Origin of the sequence: Shewanella hanedai (genome assembly GCF_007197645.1) — a bacterium.
GTDB classification, from domain to species: domain Bacteria; phylum Pseudomonadota; class Gammaproteobacteria; order Enterobacterales; family Shewanellaceae; genus Shewanella; species Shewanella hanedai.
Genome location: NZ_VKGK01000007.1, coordinates 168,465 through 189,495, shown reverse-complemented (window position 1 = coordinate 189,495; position 21,031 = coordinate 168,465). Strand labels below are relative to the sequence as shown.

The following is a 21,031-nucleotide window of genomic DNA, read 5'->3' as shown; positions in this document are numbered from 1 at the left end:
TTTAGCATTATTAAGTAAGTTTGCCGTGACACTGCTTATACTTGCGGCCTGAACCACAAGGGCATGCATCATTACGTCCAACCTTTTCACCTTCTCGCACTTTTGGCGTGTGTCCAGCTAAGCTTTCAGCTTCCTCTGCACCTACAAGTGCTTCGGCTGCTGCATGCTGATAGTCACGTTGGATTTTTGCATCTTCTTGACGACGACGCTCTTCCATCTCTTCAACATCAGATTGGGCCTGAACCTGCACTTTAGAAAGAACACTGATAACGTCATGCTTTAATGATTCCAACATCTGTTGGAATAACTCAAATGATTCACGCTTGTACTCTTGCTTAGGATTCTTCTGTGCATAGCCTCGAAGATGGATACCTTGACGAAGGTGATCCATTGCAGATAAATGCTCTTTCCATAGACCATCTAAGGTTTGTAGCATTACCGCTTTTTCAAACTGACGTAATACAGGCTCACCTACCATCTCTTCTTTAGCTTGGTAAGATTTAACCCAAGTATCAACAATTCGCTCACGCAACGTTTCTTCGTGCAGGTCTGACTCTGAGTCTAACCACTCCTGTACAGGCATTTTCATCCCATACTCTTGCATTAGACGTGTTTCTAGACCTGGGATATCCCAAAGCTCTTCAACTGATTGCTGCGGAATATATTGATCAATCACACCATTAACTACATCGGCTTGTATGTTAACGATGGTGTCTTGAATGCTTTCAGCGTCCATCAACTCGTTACGCTGTGCATAAACCACTTGGCGTTGATCGTTAGCTACGTCATCAAATTCGAGAAGTTGCTTACGAATATCGAAGTTACGCGCTTCTACTTTACGTTGTGCATTTTCGATAGCACGTGATACCCATGGATGCTCTATCGCTTCGCCTTGTTCCATGCCTAGCTTCTTCATCATTGAAGAAACACGTTCGGAAGCAAAGATACGCATTAAGCTATCTTCCATAGAAAGATAGAAACGTGACGAACCTGCATCACCTTGACGACCAGAACGACCACGAAGCTGGTTATCGATACGACGAGACTCATGACGCTCTGTACCTAAAATATGCAAACCGCCAGCAGCCACAACTTCATCATGTCTTACTTGCCAATCTGTTCTAATCTTTAATTTTTGTTCAGCAGTTGGATTATCAAGTGCGTCGATTTCCATGTTCCAATTACCACCAAGCACGATATCGGTACCACGACCAGCCATGTTAGTTGCAATGGTAACCGCACCAATTCGACCTGCTTGGGCAACAATATCCGCTTCACGTTCATGGAACTTAGCGTTCAATACTTCGTGCGGGATTTTCTCTTTCTGCATTAAACGAGCAAGTAGTTCCGATTGTTCGATTGAAACCGTACCCACAAGTACTGGTTGGCCACGTTCACGACAACCTTGAATATCTTCGATAATCGCAGCGTATTTTTCATCTGGGGTTAGGAAGACAAGATCGGCATGGTCTTTACGCACCATAGGTCTGTTTGTTGGAACAACAACAGTATCTAAGCCGTAGATATGTTGGAATTCGAATGCTTCAGTATCTGCAGTACCTGTCATACCCGCTAACTTTTCGTACTGACGGAAGAAGTTCTGGAAAGTGATTGAGGCTAAGGTTTGGTTTTCATTTTGGATATGAACCCCTTCTTTAGCTTCTACAGCTTGATGAAGACCTTCAGACCAACGACGACCAGGCATAGTACGACCAGTGTGCTCATCAACAATAATCACTTCATTGTCTTGCACTATATAGTCGACATCTTTTTCAAACAATGTATGAGCACGAAGTGCTGCATTGACATGGTGCAGTAATGAAATGTTAGCGGCAGAGTATAAGGAATCACCTTCAGCCAACATGCCGCGCTCAGTCAAAAGAACTTCAACCTTCTCCTGACCACGTTCAGTCATGTGAACTTGTTTGGCTTTTTCGTCGATGGAGTAATCTCCCTCGCCGATCACCTCTTCCGTATCCTCTTTCTCTTGACGAATAAGATGAGGAATAAGGGTATTAATCTTGGTATAAAGTTCAGAGCTATCTTCTGCAGCACCAGAAATAATCAAAGGTGTTCTAGCTTCGTCGATTAAGATCGAGTCAACTTCATCGATAAGTGCATAGTGCAGTGGACGTTGAACACGCTCTGCTGGCGAGAAAGCCATATTGTCACGCAGGTAATCGAAACCAAACTCGTTGTTGGTTCCGTATGTAATATCGGAATTATACGCGTCTTTTTTCTCTTGCTGACCAAGGCCTGCAACGTTAATACCAACAGAGAGTCCTAAGAACTCAAACAGTGGGCGGTTATTTTCGGCATCACGACGCGCTAAGTAATCGTTAACAGTAATGACGTGAACGCCTTTACCTGACAAACCGTTTAAGTAAGCTGGTAGGGTTGCCGTTAACGTTTTACCTTCACCGGTACGCATTTCAGCAATACGGTTACTGTCGAGTATCATACCACCGAGCATTTGCACGTCGAAGTGACGCATATCAAATACACGCTTAGATGCTTCACGCACAACGGCGAAAGCTTCAGGCATCACATCGTCCAGCGTCTCACCTTTTTCTAAGCGATCGCGAAAATCAGATGTCTTATCCTTTAACTCTGCGTCAGTTAGCTTTTCATAGTCATCTTCAAGAAGATTAATCTTAGCGACATTTTTGCCTAGAGATTTAAGTGTACGATCGTTACGACTACCAAATAATTTTGTCAGTAATTTACCAAACATCTGAACCACTTTTAAGTTGTTGGCTTAGTCCCTGTCGAGTCTGAAAGCCTTTATTATATTAACCTGCCTTACGGTAGACATATTTTTGCGGGTCAATCTGTTGTCCACCCCGCAACACTTCATAATGCACATGGGGTCCGGTCGAACGGCCAGTACTACCCATTTTTGCAATATTATCACCTTTGGCGATGACATCACCTACAGTTACTAACAAAGACTTATTGTGTCCATAACGAGTTCGCAGACCATTGCCATGATCTATTTCAACTAACTCACCATATCCAAACATTTTGCCTGCCCAAGTGATCACACCGCCTGCAGTAGCGACCACATTGGTTCCCTCTTTAGCAGCAAAATCAATGCCTTTATGCATTGTTCTACGTCCATTAAAAGGGTCATTTCGTAAACCGTAGGGCGATGATAACCATCCTTTCTCGATGGGTCGCCCAGATATATAACGTTCTTCATCTATATGGAGATTAGATGAAACAGTTTCAAGTATTGAAAGCTGAACATTATTATTATCTATTCTTGATACTAACTTATCCATATCTGCAATAAGTTGTTCGAGTTCGATGTTTGCGCCTAATTCACTCTGGCCACCAACACCGACTGTTGAAGAGAAATCGAATTGATCTTCTAATTGATTATTCTTTGCAACTTGTTGACCTAAAGCCTCAAGACGAGTCACTTTGGCCTGCATACGCGCGACATGCGTGACTAACATGGCCAATTGCGACTCAGTAGCACCTTTGAGCTCTATTAGCTCTTGCTTCTGATCCTCACGGGCTACACGTTCATTGTCTGCATTAGCTTGCTGTTGCTGAACTTGTTTGGCGTTGTGCTGATAAAATCCTGTACCTGCTGCAATCAACAGTACTGGTAATAAAAGCCAACGTTTGCCGGGCTGCCATCGTGTGGCGCCATTTCGACCTTGAATAAAAACTGTTACACTCATAGCCTAACTAAGCCATTTTATTATCATATGAAAAAGCCCCCGCAAGACCTGAGCCAGTTGCTTCATCAGCGTGGACAACTGCCCAACATAGCTGAGAAAGCTGAACTGCTAATGCACTTAGATCATTACGTCAAACAAGTGCTAACAGGTCCCGTGTCAGAACAACTTAAAGTTGCTAATTTCCGACAGGGTGTTTTAGTTATTGAAACAACAACTGCAGCATGGGCCGCTAGAATAAACTTCCAAAAGACCAAAGTTTTACAGCAGCTGCAAGCTGAAACGTTACCCATGCTCTCCGCTATCGAAGTTAAAGTCAACCCGAGTCTGTTATTGTACGCAACAAAACCAAAGGAAAACCACAACCAGATAACTCAAACCGCAGCCTCACATATCGAGGCTTTAGCCGAACATGCAGAAGGTTCTCTTGCGGTTAAACTAAAACGGCTGGCTGCATTAGCCAGCCGTCCGAGGCAATCTTAAGAGTCACTCTACTGTTTCAATACGTTGAGTTTATTAAACTGTATCGCATTGGTAGAAATAGATATCCAATCAAATTCTTAGCTATCTAAACATCCGTTAAATTAAGCGAATACTGCACCAGCAGGAACCGAGAAGCTAACGGGTGCTTCATCTTTTTCAAAGCTAACTAGCTCCCATGCATCTTGTTGGGCTAGTAACGCTCGCACAAGTTGATTATTCAATGCATGGCCAGTTTTAAAGGCACAAAACTCGCCTACAATGGCATGGCCAGCAACATATAGATCACCAAATGCATCTAAAATTTTGTGCTTAACGAACTCATCCTCATAACGCAAGCCATCGGGGTTAAGGACTTTATATTCGTCAAGCACAACTGCATTTTCCATGCTTCCACCTAAGGCTAAGTTGTTAGCTCTTAAATATTCAATGTCGCGCATAAAGCCAAATGTTCTTGCTCTACTAATGTCGCGAACGAATGCAGAAGTTGAAAAATCCATTACCATATGTTGTTGACTACGGGCTATTTCTGGGTGGTTAAAGTCGATTGCAAAATCCACTCTAAAACCATTGAATGGTCTTAGTTCCGCCCATTTATCACCATCTTCAACACGTACAGTATCTTTGATTCTTAAATATTTCTTTGCCGCTGATTGCTCTTGGATCCCAACTGATTGCAACAAAAATACCCACGGGCTGGCACTGCCATCCATGATTGGGATTTCTGGCGCATCGACTTCGATTAATGCGTTATCGATGCCTAAACCAGCTAAAGCAGCAAACAGGTGCTCAATTGTTGAGATACGTACACCATCGTCATTCACTAAGGCCGTACACATAGTCGTTTCACGAACTTGATCAGCTTTTGCAGGGATTGACACTGCAGGCTCCAAGTCTGTACGCACGAGTACGATCCCAGAATTAACAGGTGCGGGTTTGATGCTCAAAGTCACCTTATTGCCGGAATGCAATCCGACTCCGGTTGTTTTCACCATTTCTTTAACAGTTCTTTGAAAAATCATTGTATTACCCGTTTCTCTCAACAATAAAAGCTCAAATCCTGAGCAGCAATAAACATGCGCACAGGCGTGGCTGGTCGGATATGCTAACATATCTTTGCAAATTCATCAAAGCTTGACTACTACCTAGTATCACCAAGCCATCAGATCAGTCACTCATTTTTGCAAAGCTAATTTAATCAGCTTGTTTACGCAAAAATGCCGGAATATCTAAATAATCAGCTTCATTTTTTGGTGCTAAAGTTGGAGCAGGCTGTGCAACAGGCACAACATTTCCAGTCGCCATAGGCTGACTTAGCACTTCATCCATCGCTTCTACACGTGCTTCAGGCGCAACGGTAGGCTCTGGACGTGACATAGGCTTAGAAACAAGCTGGATATCAGCCTTCTTCTCAGCGCCAATACCCGTTGCAACCACTGTCACTCTTAGCTCGTCGCTCATTTCAGGATCAATGACGGCACCAACAACTACGGTAGCGTTATCTGAAGCGTATGCTTTAACATGGTTACCCACAGTTTCAAACTCTTCGATACTCATATCCATGCCAGCAGTGATGTTAACAAGCACGCCACGCGCACCAGCTAGATCAATATCTTCAAGCAATGGACTTGCTACAGCAGCTTCTGCAGCTTCTTCAGCACGATCTTCACCGCTAGCAACGCCGGTACCCATCATCGCATTACCCATCTCAGACATAACAGTCTTAACATCGGCGAAATCGACGTTGATCAAACCAGGACGAGTGATCAGTTCAGCAATCCCCTGTACCGCGCCAAGCAATACGTTGTTTGCTGCAGCAAAGGCATCTAATAGTGAAGTGCCGCGGCCTAAGACCTTAAGCAACTTTTCATTAGGGATAGTGATCAGCGAGTCAACATGCTTAGCAAGCTGTTCAATCCCTTGATCGGCATAAGCCATACGCTTCTTGCCTTCAAAAGGAAACGGCTTAGTCACGACAGCAACCGTTAAGATACCCTCTTCTCTTGCCACTTCGGCAACAACCGGTGCAGCACCAGTACCGGTACCACCACCCATACCCGCAGCAATAAAGATCATGTCAGATCCTTTAATCGCATTACGGATATTTTCTTTATCTTCTTCAGCAGCTAAACGCCCAATCTCAGGGTTTGCTCCAGCACCTAAACCTTTGGTGATGTCGCGTCCTAATTGAATCGTTGATCCAGCTGACGACTTTCTTAATGCCTGTGCATCAGTATTTGTTGCAACAAACTCAACACCTTCAATGTTGTGCTTGACCATATGCTCGATGGCATTACCACCACCGCCACCAACTCCGATGACCTTAATCACCGCTTCATCAGTATGACTATCCATGATCTCAAACATGGTTTTTTCTCCATTTTGCTTGCGTTATATGCCTAATACCTAATTCAAACGAACTGTTCGTCTTTTTATTATTAGTATTAAAACTCACCTTTAAACCAACTTTGAACCCGATTCCAAAGACTGGTAACCCCTTGACGTTCTGGACGTTCAAACTGACGTTCGACCACCCTTCTCGCCCCATAGTGCAACAAACCGACTCCAGTGGAGTAGATAGGTTGGTCCACATATTCAAATAACCCTTTCACTGGTAGCGGCGATGCAACTCTGACTGGCATACCGAAGGTTGCTTCAGCAATATCAACCGCTCCCTCAATAGAAGATGTGCCACCAGTAATGACGATACCAGCGGCGACTTGATCTTCTAATCCTGATTCTCTTAACTCCTGCAGTACCAATTCAAATAGCTCTTGGTATCTAGGTTCTACGACCTCTGCAAGTGTGTGCCTAGACATGGTCCGTGACGGACGTCCGCCTACGGAAGGCACTTCTATACTGTCTTCACGACTCACCATTGAACTGAGTGCGCTGGCATACTGAACTTTAATCTGCTCAGCATGGGAAAGCGGTGTACGGAAGATTTTTGCAATATCATTGGTCACTTGGTTACCTGCGACAGGCACCACAGCGCAGTGGCGTAAAGCCCCATTGGTGTACACGGCAAGATCTGTCGTTCCGCCACCAATATCAACTAAACACACACCTAAATCTTTCTCATCATTCGTTAATACAGAGTCTGCCGATGCGATAGCTGAGAACACAAGGTCATCAACTTTAAGCCCACAACGCTCGACACTCTTTGTAATGTTTTTTGCCATATCGTTTGCACAAGTCACAATATGGACCTTAGCTTCCATGCGCATCCCCGACATGCCAATCGGGCTTTTTATGCCGTCTTGCACATCGATGGCATATTCCTGAGGCAGGACATGTAGAATACGTCGCTCTGTCGGTATTTTGACCGAACGAGCCGTGTGTATCACATTGTCGACGTCGTCCTGAGTGACCTCTTCATCATTAATTGACACCATGCCATTTTCATTTTGACAGCTGATGTGCTTACCAGAGATCCCTAAATATACAGATGAAACTTGGCAATCAGCCATCAGTTCAGCTTGATCCAGTGCGCGCTGTACACTGCGAACAATCGAATCAAGATCGTTCACACCACCTTTATCCATACCTCTGGATTGATGATTACCTAAGCCTATGATACTGATCTCACCATCTGGCAGCACTTCACCTATGATCACCGCAACCTTAGAGGTTCCAATGTCCAATGCAACGATCAGATTTCTATCTTGGTTCTTGGTCATTATTTAATGGCTCTCTTTTTGTGCATTTTCCCAACCTACGGCTAATCCGGTGTCGTAGCGCAAATCAACTGTGGCAACTGGTTTTGGTTGCTTGACCAATGTGGGATAGACGTTAATAAACCTCTGTACCCTTGCCATTTTATCTTCTCGGCCTAGCTCAAGCATGATCCCGTTATCTAACGAGGCGTGCCAAGCATGCCGTGGACTCAAACTTAAACTATTTAAATTCAAGCCATTTATATCTAACAATTCGCCTAGCTGTCGAAACGTGGTTAACACTATTTGCGACTGACCTTCTGGCCCAGCCAAAAAAGGCAGAGGACCGACGCTATCTTCAGCTGGAGCATCAAATACCTCTCCATGAATATTCAACCAAGCATCGCCATTCCAATGTGCAACCGCTTGTTGCTCCACGAGATAGACCTTCAATTTGGCTGGCCACTCTCGCCTTACTGATGCCTGATAAACCCAAGGCAATGCTTCTAACGCTGCCTGCACCTGATTCACGTCGGCAGAGAAAAAACTTCGTCGCATTAAATCACGCAGCGCAGCTTGTATCTCTTCATCAGTCGTCTTTTCACGCGTGCCTTTAATCACTACCGATTCAATAGGTAAAGCGTCGGCGTCATTCACTACTAGGTTTAACTTCAATGCAGCCATTGATAAACCGAGTAATACAAAGAGCAGAAACATCAGTCCAAAAAACAGGTACCAGTCAACCTGAGTTAACTTTAGTTTCCACCTTTGACCAACATCAGCCCAGGACACAGGCATCAACTCTTAAATTATCTATTGGCAGCACTGCTATTCCATTCATTAACCACAGAAAACCGGCCATTATATAGACCTTATTCCTAGCGTCAAAACCTGATATACCTGCAATGAGACGCTATTCAAACTTATCCCTTATTTGAATCGTTATTTAGCGTTCCAAAACCTAATCTGTTTTTTGCTAACAGCTTAGAGAGCAGGCCGATATTTCCGGCGCCCTGAGTCAGTAAAAGATCCCCCTCTTGCAATACATCAGGCAGCAAAGTAAGCAACTGCTCTTGATCACCCACGAAAATAGGATCTAACTGGCCACGTAGCCGAATTGAACGACACAAAGCTCGGCTATCCGCCCCAGGTATCGGTGCTTCTCCAGCAGAATAGACATCAAGCAACAGCAAACAATCGACTTGAGAGAGAACTTCGACAAAATCTTCGTAAAGATCACGAGTCCTGCTATAGCGATGTGGCTGATATATCATGACTAGACGCTTCTCAGGCCAGCCCAATTTCGCCGCACTGATTGTTGCAGCAACTTCACTTGGGTGATGACCATAATCGTCAACCAAAACCACTTCGCCATTATCAGTATCAAAACATCCTAATTGCTCGAAACGGCGGCCTATCCCTTGGAAATCAGCAAGTGCTTGTATAATAGCAGCATCTTCAATTTCGTCTTCACTCGCAACCGCTATCGCAGCCAGAGAATTAAGCACATTATGTTGACCTGGTAGATTGACTACGACTTCAACATCATCATGCCCAGCTCTTCTTAAGGTAAAGCGACTACGGTAGCCTTCCTGCACGAAATTAAGCGCCTGAACATCAGCGTCTTCACTAAAACCATAAGTGACGATCTTACGGCCTACTCTTGGCAGTAACTCCCGCACTACCGGATCGTCGATACACATCACCGCGACACCATAAAAAGGCAGGTTATGCAGGAAGTCGATAAAGGTCGATTTCAGTTTTTCAAAATCCCCCTCATAGGTGTCCATATGATCGGCTTCAATATTGGTTACAACACTCACCATAGGCTGCAGATGCAAGAAGCTAGCGTCGCTTTCATCAGCCTCGGCGATCAAATAACGACTGTGACCCAATCTCGCATTCGTTCCAGCGCTGTTTAACAGGCCGCCAATCACAAACGTTGGATCGCGTTCTGCTTGCCCATACACACTGGCAATCAAACTTGTTGTGGTGGTTTTACCATGAGTACCAGCAACGGCGACACCATGACGATATCGCATCAGCTCAGCGAGCATCTCAGCACGCTGTACAATCGGGATCCTTAGCGCCTGAGCTTCTAATAACTCAGGATTGTCGGCTTGAATTGCAGTGGATACGACCACGACATCAGCACCATGTACTTGCTCAGCATCATGACCGATATGGATCTTGGCACCTAAAGAGGCCAATCTTTCTGTTACTGCATTTTCGGCAATATCTGAGCCGGATAAACGGTAACCTTCGTTGACAAGCACTTCGGCGATGCCGCCCATACCTGCACCACCTATTCCAACGAAATAGATGTTCTTAACGCGTCTCATCTCAGGGATGATATTTCTTAACTTTGAATACTTTTCTTTGTCGTTACTCATTTCAATCTTTTCCTGCTAATCGGATGCAGACTTCAGCAACTTTCTGTGTGGCGTCGATAACACCCACACTTTTTGCTCGCAGACCCATCTGATTCAATTCATCTTTATCTGAAGCTAAGAGCTGCAATTTTCCGAGTAGCCTATCGATATCTAAAATGGGTTGAGGCAATAAAAATGCTCCCCCCGCCTTCACTAATACTTGTGCATTCTTCGTCTGATGATCATCCACAGCGTGTGGATAAGGAACGAGTAAACTTGGCAAGCCAATCGCCGCTAGTTCTGAAACTGTTAACGCACCTGAGCGGCATAAAACCACGTCAGCCCAACGATAAGCAGATTCCATATCATCAATAAACTCAGCAACGCTGACGCTACCGTCCAACCCTAAACGTTGATACTCACTCTGAACGGATTGCAGATTTCCCTTGCCAACTTGATGCCATACGGTGAACAAGTGAGTTTTGCTCATCTCAGCTGCTACAGTAGGCATTAGATCATTAAAAATTTTGGCGCCTAAACTACCACCAACCACGAGCACTTTGAGTGCATCACTCGCATCGGCCTCTTTAGACTGTTGGCCTAAAACGATTAACTCTTCCCTAATTGGGTTACCAACTACCTCAGCCTGAACTTGGTCAAAAGTTCCCTCAAACGCACACAACACTTGAGATGCGATGCGGGACAATATTTTATTCGTCATCCCTGGGATCGCATTTTGCTCATGCAACACCAGAGGAAGCCGCGATAGTCTGGCGGCCACACCGCCAGGGCCACTGGCAAAACCTCCCATTCCGAGGACGACATCGGGTTTAAATTCTTTAATCACTTCACGTGCTTGTACTATCGAACGTAACACCTTAAATGGCGCTGCGAGTTTGCGTAGAATGCCGTTGCCTCTAACCCCTTTAATATCGATAAAATCAATATCAAAGCCATGTTGAGGAACCAAACGAGCTTCCATACGCTCAGCAGTGCCTAACCAGCGAACCTTCCAGCCTCTTTTGCTTAGATACTTGGCTACAGCTAATGCAGGGAACACGTGCCCTCCGGTTCCTCCAGCCATAATCAAAATGCGTTTCTCAGCGCTGACACTCGTCATTAACTTGTTTTCCCTTGTACTGCTTGTATGGAACTTAATCGACGCTCATGATCGATTCTAATTAATATCATCGCTGCTGCGGTCATGACCCATAAGCTACTGCCTCCATAGCTGATAAATGGCAAGGTCAACCCTTTGGTGGGTAACATGCCAATGCTGGCACCCACATTTACGACGGTCTGAAAGCAGAACCATATGCCAATCGCGTAAGCCAGGTACCCCTCAAAAGGCTTATCAATTTGAATGCATAAATTACCCATCTTAATCGCCCTTAGCGCGACAAAAAGTAATACACTCAAGACCAGGATAATGCCTACAAAACCCAGCTCTTCGCCTATCACAGCAAAAATAAAGTCGGTATGAGCTTCGGGTAAATACTCCAGTTTCTGGATACTATTGCCCAGCCCTTGACCAAACCAATCACCACGGCCATAGGCCATTAAGGATTGCGTTAACTGATAGCCGCTGCCAAATGGATCCTGCCAAGGATCCATAAACGAAGTGACGCGACGCATTCGATAAGGCTCTAGCAGTACTAGCGCTACAAACGCCATGGCACCAGCCAATATCAGAGCAAAAAAGTCGAGCAACCTAGCTCCAGCTAAAAACAGTAAACCGACGGTGCCAACAAACAAAACCACAACCGTACCTAAATCAGGCTGCATCAAAATCAAAATGGCGTAAACGGCAAAAACAGCAATGGGCTTATAAAAGCCTTTCGAGTTTTCTCTTATCTCCTGATGACGTCTAACCAAATAACCAGCCATGTAAATGGCAAAAGCCAGCTTTGCCAGCTCAGCAACCTGTATTCTGATAGGCCCAACACTCAACCAACGGGTCGCTCCATTAACCGAGGTTCCTACAAGCAAAACCGCCAGCAGCAAAATCCCCACGCTGAGCAATAACAGTGGGCTAAACTTTTGCCAGCTTTGCATCTCAATCCGCAATACAATGGCCGAAATGATTACGCAGCCAACAAGATAAACCAGATGCCTCACCACAAAGTGATAAGGATTGCCTTTCAGACTTTGCGCTTCAGGCATAGACGCAGACATCACCATAACAAAACCAAAACTAATCAAACCGATCACGGCTGTTAGTAAGGTTCTGTCATACAGCTGCATTCCTGGCGCTTCACTCTCCTTAAAAAGGTTTGGCCAACGCCAAGTGACACTGGTGCCAAAAAGATTGAGTTGGCGCTCTTCGCTACGCATCGGACAACCCATCGTCCAATGCATTCACCTCGGCTCTAAAATCTTCGCCTCTGGCCATAAAATTCTTATACATATCTAAACTTGCACACGCCGGAGACATTAAAACGATATCGCCCGCTTCGGCGAGTTCACTTGCCTTCTTAACGGCTTCAGACATAGAGTCGACACGAATTGCGCCCTTGTACAATGCCGCGATTTTATCGCCATCTTTACCTAACGTGATCAGGTGAGAAAGCCCTTTGAGGGTATGCTCAAGAGGCTGAAAATCAGCACCTTTGCCATCTCCACCAGCAATCAGAATAATGCCGCCTAAATGGTCGCTAAACCCTTCAAGAGCGGCAACTGTCGCCCCAACATTAGTGGCTTTAGAATCATTGATATAAGACACATCATGATGAACTGCTACCAACTCACATCGATGTGTTAAGCCTGTAAAAGTCATCGCAACTTGAATCATTGACTCTTTATCAATACCTGCGCGATAAGCCAATGCCATAGCAGCTAACAAGTTCAAGTGGTTATGGCTGCCGGCTAAGGCGACATCTTGTAGATTCATGATTTCAGTTGCACCATGAACTATTTTTCCTTCACGAATTCCCCATTCATCATCAGATGGGATAGATAAACCAAAGCTATTCTGGTTCATCGGATCGTTTGGCTTAGTCTGCTCATCGTCTCGATTAAACAGCGCGTGCTTAGTTTGGCCATACAATGACAACTTAGCCTGACGATAAGCTTCAAGATCGGTGTAACGATCCATGTGATCTTCACTGATATTCAGGCACGTTGCCGAAATGCAGTTCAAACTATGTGTCGTCTCTAACTGAAAACTAGATAGCTCTAAGATGTAGAGATCTCTTAATTCCATAAACAAATCTAAAGCCGGAACACCGATGTTGCCGCCAACGGCATAATTCAAATCCGCCGCTTTGGCCATTTCACCAACTAAGCAAGTCACCGTCGATTTACCGTTTGACCCCGTTATGCCAATAACACAGGGATCTCGATCCTTGATCTCTCTAGCAAATAGCTCGACATCACCAATGACTTCAATTCCCATATCAATGGCAGCACGAATTTCAGGTGTGTCGACAGCAATACCAGGACTAATAATAATTTGGCTTGCCTGCACGAGATAACGACAATCGAAACCACCGGTAATTAACTCTACCTCTGGATAAAAACGAGTAAGCTCATCCACTCCAGGAGGTTTATGACGACTATCCATCACTAAAGGAGTGATGCCTTCTTCACACAGATAACGCACCACCGAGAGTCCTGTAGCTCCCAGTCCTAAAACCACATGAGATCGCTTATTCTCCATGGGTAACCATCCTAAAATTGGCAGACCTTGGGTCGTTAGCAAAATGCGATATCTGGTTTGTCATACGTAATTACCTTAGTTTCAACGTGGCTAAGCCAAGCAGGACTAAAAACAAAGAGATAATCCAAAAACGAACAATCACTCTAGGCTCCGGCCAACCTTTCAACTCATAATGGTGATGTATTGGTGCCATGCGGAATATACGCTGCCCACGTAATTTGTATGATCCAACCTGTAGAATCACTGATACCGTCTCCATCACGAAGACACCACCCATGATCACTAATAAGATCTCTTGTCGTACCAGAACAGCAATAACGCCTAAGGCAGCACCTAAAGAGAGTGAACCAACATCCCCCATAAATACTTGAGCTGGATAGGTGTTGAACCATAAAAATCCAAGTCCAGCACCGACGATTGCCATACAGACAATCACTAACTCTCCAGAACCTGGTAGATAAGGAATATGCAGATAATTTGCAAACTGTACGTGACCCGATAGATAAGCGATTAACGCAAATGCAGCCGCAACCATGACAGTAGGCATGATAGCCAAACCATCTAAACCGTCGGTTAAGTTCACCGCATTACTTGAACCAACAATGGTGAAGTAAGCTAGAACGATAAAAAATCCACCTAGCTGAGGCATAATATCTTTGAAGAAAGGCACAACAAGTTGTGTCTCTCCAGTCAAATCTGCCGATGCATATAAGTAGAAAGAGATAACCAGTGCGGCTAGAGATTGAAGGATATATTTCCACTTAGCAATCAATCCCTTAGTATCTTCCCTCACCACTTTACGGTAGTCATCGATAAACCCGATAAGCCCGAAGCTCGCGAGTACAAACAGCACCACCCAGACATATCTGCTACCCAGATCGCCCCATAGCAGCACACTAATAAATACGCCCGCTAAGATAAGAATGCCGCCCATAGTAGGCGTACCACGCTTACTAAAATGCGATTCAGGTCCGTCATTACGCACAACTTGCCCAATTTGCAGCATCTGCAAACGTGCAATCATCTTAGGACCCCACCAGAGACTAAACACAAGTGCCGTCATCAGACCTAAAATAGCTCTGAAAGTAACGTAAGAAAAAACGTTAAACCCGGTATAAAACTGGGTTAAATACTCCGCCAGATAGACCAGCATTAAACAAACTCCCCTTGCCCATGGGCAACTTTTAAGGCTTCCACGACACGCTCCATTCCGGCGCTACGAGATCCCTTAACCAACACAGTTACATCACCTTGTAACTGGTTAATTTTATTAATTAAACAAAGCACTAGTGGCGCTAATTCTTGCTGATGTTGTCCACCGAAGGCATGGCTAGTATTGGCACTTAGCTCACCCAAAGAAAACAAGGCATCAATACCCTGCTTTTTTGCATACTCGCCTAGCTCAGAATGCAAAAGGGACGCATTGTCACCTAATTCTCCCAAATCGCCCAGTACTAAACATCGAAATCCATCAATTTCTTTAAGCCAGTCGATTGCTACGCCAACAGAAGCAGGATTGGCGTTATAGCTATCATCAATAATTCGAACACGACCGAGATCGTGGGGCAGCATTCTACCTTTAACGGGCTTAATTAATGCAAGACCTGTCAGTATCTCTTCAAGGGATAAACCAAGGGCAAGACAGATAGCAGTTGCAGCAAGTGCATTACTCACTTGATGTCGACCAGACAGAGGTAAACTCACCGTCACAACGCTACCAAGATAAGCCAGTTGGAAGGTGTAGCGGCCTAATAAATCTGACTCAAGTTCACTTGCTTTTACATCGGCTTGCGTATCGATACCAAAACTTAACTGAGTAAACTGGCTTGCGGCCTCTCGCATTACGCTAGCAAATGGATCATCTGCATTGATCACCGCAATACCATCGGCATTAAGGTGATTAAATATTTCAGATTTTGCTCTCGCGACGCCGTCCAATGAACCAAAGCCTTCAAGATGTGCTGAAGCGACGTTATTCACCATCGCCACATCAGGCTTTACCAAAGACGAGGTATAATCAATTTCGCCAGCATGATTTGCACCGAGCTCAAATACCCCAAACTCTTCATCCCCCTCTAAACGGAGTAACGTTAAGGGAACACCAATCTCATTATTAAAGTTACCAGCGGTATAAAGCACTTTATGTTGCTGTGACAAAATACTCGCAACCATCTCCTTCACACTGGTCTTGCCGTTTGACCCAGTCAGTGCAACAGATTTAGGCTGAACCAATTCTTTTAAATATGCTCCTATCTCACCCATGGCTTTTTGAGTGTCATGCACCAATAACTGTGGGATATCCAAAGCAAGTTCGCGGCTCACAAGCAGAGCTTGCGCACCATTTTCTAGCGCTAATGGTGCAAAGTCATGGCCATCGAACTTCTCGCCCTTTAAAGCAACGAACAGTGTTTTCTCTGGAATCGTCCGGCTATCACTACACACATTACGTATCTCTCTATCGCTGCCGATCAAACGCGCTTTGAGTCGTTGACTCAGCAGAGATAAGGTTAAGCGGATCATCTATCTACCTCAGAATAATTACGGGCTAAATCTTGGGCCAATGCGCGTTCATCATAATCACGTCGCACGCCACCTGCCTCTTGATAGGTTTCATGTCCTTTACCTGCTAACAAAATCAGATCACCTGGTTTAGCAAGTGCCACAAGCTGTCTAATCGCAAGCTCTCGATCCACTTGAGTCAGTGCATTATCAGGTGCAATAAGACCAACCATGATGTCATTAATGATCTCATCAGGAGATTCACTTCTGGCATTGTCACTCGTCACCATAATCCGGTCAGCGTATGTTTCAGCAGCTTTAGCCATCAAAGGGCGTTTGCCTTTATCTCGATCACCACCACAGCCAAACAAACACCAAAGATCACCTTCACAATGACCTCTTAATGCCTTAAGCGCTTGTTCGATAGCGTCTGGTGTATGAGCATAATCAACCACAAGAGTGACACCATTTTCAGTTGTGAATTGCTCCATACGACCTGCAACGGCATTCAGCTTTGGCACGGCGTTAAGCAACTCATTCATATCAAAACCAAGTTGATATAGACCCGCTAATGCGGCCAACAAGTTGGACAGATTAAATGCACCTAATAAAGGTGAGTCGATATCTGCGCTTCCTTGAGGCCACACAATTCTTGCTCTAACACCTTGGTTATGAAAATGGTTGTCTTGGGTGTAAATCCCAACGCGTTGGCGAACCTCTGCGTTATCGCCAGCAATGCTGTAACCGATAAACTTGCCTGAATCACTTTCAGCTAACCACTGACGACCCAATTCATCATCAAAGTTGATCACACCTGACGCTAAAGAGGGAAAATTGAATAATCTTTTCTTTGCATCGCCATAAGCTTCCATTGTGCCGTGGTAATCAAGATGATCTCGGCTCAAATTGGTAAAAATAGCGACATCGAAAGGCACCGCCTCGACTCTGGCTTGTATAAGTCCATGGCTTGAGACTTCCATTGCACACAGATCTACACCTTGCTCATCAAAAGTCTTAAGTTGTGCCATGATGGTGATAGGATCAGCAGTTGTATTACCACTGTCGACCAAGTCTCCCCAAATGCCATTGCCTAACGTTCCCATCACTGCAGGTCGTTTACCTAAACTGACCAACAGCTGAGCCATCAATTGCGTGATAGACGTTTTACCGTTAGTTCCAGTAACGCCAACCAACTTCAATCGATCAACGGATAAAGGGTAAGCTTGGGCTGCTAACGCTGACAGTTGACGATGCAACTGAAAAAAGAGGATCTCTACACGGTCGCCTAATATCACTTTTCCATGATCATCTGGCTTATCTGTATGTACCAATGACACTTTTGCGCCATTTTTAGCGGCAACATCAATATAATTCCTACCGTCTACCTGATGACCAGGTACGGCAACAAACAGATCACCTTGAGTGATGGCTCGACTATCCAAGCTCAAATTATTGAAACTCTCTGGTCCTGCATAATGAAACCAAGGCGCCAATAGATCCCGTAACAACATCATTCAGATCTCCTCGTTGTCCCAGCTAACCGAACTTTTTCTGTAGATGAAATGGGTTCAACATTGAGCATCTGTAAAGCACCTGACATCACTTTCGCAAATGCGGGTGCGGCAAGATCACCGCCGTAATACTTGTCACCTTTAGGTTCATTAATCACGACAGCAATCGCCAGTCTTGGGTTATTAACTGGGGCGACCCCAGCAAAAATAGCCACATAATCTTCGCCATATCCACCTGCCACCGCTTTACGTGCCGTGCCAGTCTTACCCGCTACCGGATAACCTTCGATATGAGCCTTAGTTGCCGTGCCTCCTTTCTCGGTCACACCAACCAACATCTCCATCACGCTCTGTGCGACATGGGGAGAGATAACTTGTACCCCTTCTGGCTGCTGCTTAAGCTTTAAAATCGATACAGGATAGAGCACGCCTTTGCTGCCTAAAGTGGCATAAAGCCTAGCTAACTGAAGTGGAGTGACCATGAAGCCATAGCCAAATGAGAGCGTGGCTCTTTCAAACTCCGACCAACGCCTGCGATCGTGAATAAGGCCTGAACTTTCGCCTTCTAGGTTTATACCTGAATAGTTACCTAAGCCCATGGTCTGATACGAGCCCAGTAACTCCTGCACCGGCATAGACAAACCAATTTTGGCCATGCCCACGTTACTCGAATGCACTAAAACACCAGAAAGAGAAAGATCACCATAATATCGGCCATCACGAACAATCTTGCCGCCAATTCTCATGCGTCCAGGATAAGTTTTAAAAATTTGATCTTCTTGTATCGTACCGGCATCTAGCGCTGCGGCGACCACAAAAGGCTTAATCGTCGATCCCGGCTCATAGGCATCTGTCAGCGCACGATTACGCATGCGGTAACTTTGCAGGTTTTCTCGAGAATTGGGATTGTAGGATGGAGTATTCGCCATCGCCAGTACTTCGCCCGTGTGCACATCAAGCACCACAATTGAAGCCGACGTTGCCTGATTGATCTCAGTGACCTTCTTAATTTCACGGTATGCTAATTGCTGAATACGTTGATCAATACTTAACACGAGATCATTCGGGCTTTCGCCTTCCTGAACCATATCAAGACGCTCCACAACATGACCATCACGAGATTTACGCACTTTCTGCTTAGACGGGGTCCCAGTTAACCAGTCGTTATAAGAGTTTTCAATCCCTTCAATACCCAAATCATCAATGTTAGTAATGCCCACTAACTGTGCAGAAATTTCACTGGTTGGGTAGTAACGACGAGATTCAGACTTCAGATACACACCGGGAAGTTTTAACTGCTTAATATATTCAGCAACAGCAGGTGTCACCTGACGCTTAAGGTAGGTAAATCGTTTTCTAGGATTGGATTGGACACGTTTAAGTATCTCATCTTTAGGTTCATGCAACACATCAGCCAATGCCTGCCAACGACGCATATCCGTAAAACCATTTTTATCATGCACGACCTTAGGATCCGCATAAACGGCTTTAACTGGAACACTAACGGCTAACATCTCACCATTGCGATCAGTGATCAGCCCGCGCTGTACTTCACGACTCGTTGTTCTTAACGTTCGCATGTCACTTTCATGACGAAGCTTTTCAGGCTCTACAATCTGAATGTAAGCAGCTCGACCAATAAGGCTGGTAAACAACAGGCATACAAAAGCCACGACAACGTATAAACGCCATTGTATTAGTTGCGGCTTTTTCTTACGTTTTGCCTGCTTACTCATACACTCTCACCGATGCGGTTTCTTCAGGTACACAATATGCAGGACCAACATTATCCGATTGGTTCATGCTTACGGCACTCTAACTACAATTTCTTCTTTCGGTAGCGGACGGTTCATCTCTAACTCTTTAGATGCAATACGTGTAATACGGCTATGTTCCGACTGAGACTGCTCCTCAAGGAGTAGATTCCGCCATTCAATATCCAGCCTATCCCTATCTTGTAACTTCTGATCCCACTGGCTGGTATATTTACGCGTTACATGGCTTGTATATACAACCGTGATTGCGCTTCCTATTACTGCACAAGCAAGCAGCAACACCCATTTATGATGCCAGAGATCAAGTAACACGATTTTGGGGAGATTAAATTGCGATTGACTCAAATCTTCCCCCTTTGCATAAATGCCTGTTTAATCGCCGACGTCATAGCAATACAACCGCTATGACGTTATTTATTAATATTCCAATCGCTCTGCAATTCTCAACACTGAGCTACGAGCACGAGTATTACGCTCAACTTCCTCTTCAGAAGGTTTCGTCGCTTTACCCACTCCCTTGAGAAGACGTGTTTTATTGATCTCTTCCTCGGTGATCGGTAAGCCATGAGGCACGCTTGCGCCTTGGCTATTACGACGAATAAAGCGCTTAACCATTCTGTCTTCAAGGGAGTGAAAACTGATCACAGACAAACGACCTTGAGGGGCCAATACCGCCAGAGCTCCTTCTAATGCTTGATCTATCTGCTCTAACTCGCTATTGATATAAATTCGAATCGCTTGGAAAACACGTGTAGCTGGATGCTTATTACGCTCTTTGCTTTTAGAGATCCGCGCGATAAGATCCGCAAGCTCTTTGGTACGTAAAAATGGTGTTTTTTCACGATCCGCAGCGATACAACGAGCGATATGACGTGAGTTCTTCTCTTCGCCATAGGTTTTAAATACCCAAGCCATGTCTTCAATCTCTGCACGGGCTAACCAATCTGCAGCCGTTTCGCCTTGAGAGTTATCCATGCGCATATCGAGTGGTCCGTCACGCAGGAAGCTAAAGCCACGCTCAGCATCATCTAATTGAGGTGATGACACGCCAAAATCGAGCAAAACACCGTCGATTTTCCCTTTCAAACCAAGATCTTCAACATAGGTAGCCAGTTGTCCAAAACCACCATGAACAATACAGAACCTAGCATCGTCAGCAAATTGCTCAGCAGCAGCAATGGCTTGTGGATCGCGATCGATAGCAATTAATCTGCCATTTTCTCCCAGATGCTTTAACACTTCTCGAGAGTGACCACCACGACCAAATGTGCCATCGATATAGATGCCATCTTCTTTTATATTTAGCCCTGCTACCGTTTCGGTAAGCAGAACAGATAAGTGTGCGAATTCTTGACTCATTATTGTCTTCTATCTAATTTATTTAACTTCAC

At 44.9% G+C, this 21,031-nt stretch carries 17 protein-coding genes; 1 reads left to right on the top strand and 16 read right to left on the bottom strand.

The annotated features are described in order from the left end of the window. Window positions 1-10: 10 nt before the first annotated feature. Together secA and FN961_RS08255 are read right to left on the bottom strand one after the other, a co-directional pair. Complete coding sequence (gene secA / locus FN961_RS08260; RefSeq protein WP_143564078.1) at window positions 11-2,734, bottom strand: preprotein translocase subunit SecA; 2,724 nt, start codon at window positions 2,732-2,734, stop codon at window positions 11-13. 58 nt (window positions 2,735-2,792) lie between these two features. Further along, the gene (locus FN961_RS08255) at window positions 2,793-3,692 is read right to left on the bottom strand and encodes a M23 family metallopeptidase (RefSeq protein WP_143564077.1); all 900 of its coding nucleotides are present in this window, start codon (window positions 3,690-3,692) and stop codon (window positions 2,793-2,795) included. A gap of 27 nt (window positions 3,693-3,719) precedes the next feature. Here FN961_RS08255 and FN961_RS08250 point away from each other — a divergent pair, with 27 nt between their 5' ends. Then, window positions 3,720-4,172, top strand: coding sequence for a DUF721 domain-containing protein (locus tag FN961_RS08250; protein WP_143564076.1), 453 nt, complete (start codon window positions 3,720-3,722; stop codon window positions 4,170-4,172). A gap of 101 nt (window positions 4,173-4,273) precedes the next feature. On the opposite strand, the gene lpxC is transcribed toward FN961_RS08250, so the two are convergent. The 14 genes from lpxC to rsmH form a co-directional block, all read right to left on the bottom strand. Continuing rightward, window positions 4,274-5,191: a UDP-3-O-acyl-N-acetylglucosamine deacetylase gene (gene lpxC / locus FN961_RS08245; protein WP_143564075.1), complete on the bottom strand. Its 918-nt coding sequence runs from the start codon at window positions 5,189-5,191 to the stop codon at window positions 4,274-4,276. 172 nt (window positions 5,192-5,363) lie between these two features. Then, window positions 5,364-6,536, bottom strand: a complete 1,173-nt coding sequence (gene ftsZ / locus FN961_RS08240) for a cell division protein FtsZ (RefSeq protein WP_143564074.1) — start codon at window positions 6,534-6,536, stop codon at window positions 5,364-5,366. Window positions 6,537-6,613: 77 nt separating this feature from the next. Then, the gene (gene ftsA / locus FN961_RS08235; protein WP_143564073.1) at window positions 6,614-7,849 is read right to left on the bottom strand and encodes a cell division protein FtsA; all 1,236 of its coding nucleotides are present in this window, start codon (window positions 7,847-7,849) and stop codon (window positions 6,614-6,616) included. 3 nt (window positions 7,850-7,852) lie between these two features. After that, complete coding sequence (locus FN961_RS08230) at window positions 7,853-8,617, bottom strand: cell division protein FtsQ/DivIB (protein ID WP_185972750.1); 765 nt, start codon at window positions 8,615-8,617, stop codon at window positions 7,853-7,855. A 131-nt stretch (window positions 8,618-8,748) separates the two neighbouring features. Next, window positions 8,749-10,218: a UDP-N-acetylmuramate--L-alanine ligase gene (murC, locus tag FN961_RS08225; protein ID WP_143564071.1), complete on the bottom strand. Its 1,470-nt coding sequence runs from the start codon at window positions 10,216-10,218 to the stop codon at window positions 8,749-8,751. 1 nt (window position 10,219) lies between these two features. Next, window positions 10,220-11,317, bottom strand: a complete 1,098-nt coding sequence (murG, locus tag FN961_RS08220; RefSeq protein ID WP_143564070.1) for an undecaprenyldiphospho-muramoylpentapeptide beta-N-acetylglucosaminyltransferase — start codon at window positions 11,315-11,317, stop codon at window positions 10,220-10,222. Further along, entirely contained in the window at window positions 11,317-12,531 is a 1,215-nt protein-coding gene (gene ftsW / locus FN961_RS08215; protein ID WP_143564085.1) for a cell division protein FtsW, read from the bottom strand. Before ftsW ends, murG begins: the two co-directional genes overlap by 1 nt. Continuing rightward, window positions 12,524-13,855 (bottom strand): UDP-N-acetylmuramoyl-L-alanine--D-glutamate ligase, encoded by a 1,332-nt coding sequence (murD, locus tag FN961_RS08210; RefSeq protein WP_143564069.1) that lies wholly within the window; start codon window positions 13,853-13,855, stop codon window positions 12,524-12,526. Before murD ends, ftsW begins: the two co-directional genes overlap by 8 nt. A 70-nt stretch (window positions 13,856-13,925) precedes the next feature. Beyond that, window positions 13,926-15,008, bottom strand: coding sequence for a phospho-N-acetylmuramoyl-pentapeptide-transferase (mraY, locus tag FN961_RS08205; protein WP_143564068.1), 1,083 nt, complete (start codon window positions 15,006-15,008; stop codon window positions 13,926-13,928). After that, a complete protein-coding gene (locus tag FN961_RS08200) occupies window positions 15,008-16,375 on the bottom strand; it encodes a UDP-N-acetylmuramoyl-tripeptide--D-alanyl-D-alanine ligase (protein WP_143564067.1) in 1,368 nt (455 codons plus the stop codon). Before FN961_RS08200 ends, mraY begins: the two co-directional genes overlap by 1 nt. Next, window positions 16,372-17,868 carry a UDP-N-acetylmuramoyl-L-alanyl-D-glutamate--2,6-diaminopimelate ligase gene (gene murE / locus FN961_RS08195; RefSeq protein WP_143564066.1) on the bottom strand — a complete coding sequence of 499 codons (1,497 nt, stop codon included), beginning with the start codon at window positions 17,866-17,868 and terminating at the stop codon, window positions 16,372-16,374. Before murE ends, FN961_RS08200 begins: the two co-directional genes overlap by 4 nt. Beyond that, window positions 17,865-19,601, bottom strand: a complete 1,737-nt coding sequence (locus tag FN961_RS08190; RefSeq protein ID WP_143564065.1) for a peptidoglycan D,D-transpeptidase FtsI family protein — start codon at window positions 19,599-19,601, stop codon at window positions 17,865-17,867. Before FN961_RS08190 ends, murE begins: the two co-directional genes overlap by 4 nt. A 69-nt stretch (window positions 19,602-19,670) precedes the next feature. Continuing rightward, the gene (ftsL, locus tag FN961_RS08185) at window positions 19,671-19,985 is read right to left on the bottom strand and encodes a cell division protein FtsL (protein WP_143564064.1); all 315 of its coding nucleotides are present in this window, start codon (window positions 19,983-19,985) and stop codon (window positions 19,671-19,673) included. Window positions 19,986-20,057: 72 nt separating this feature from the next. After that, window positions 20,058-20,999, bottom strand: coding sequence for a 16S rRNA (cytosine(1402)-N(4))-methyltransferase RsmH (gene rsmH / locus FN961_RS08180; protein WP_143564063.1), 942 nt, complete (start codon window positions 20,997-20,999; stop codon window positions 20,058-20,060). Window positions 21,000-21,031: the final 32 nt, after the last annotated feature.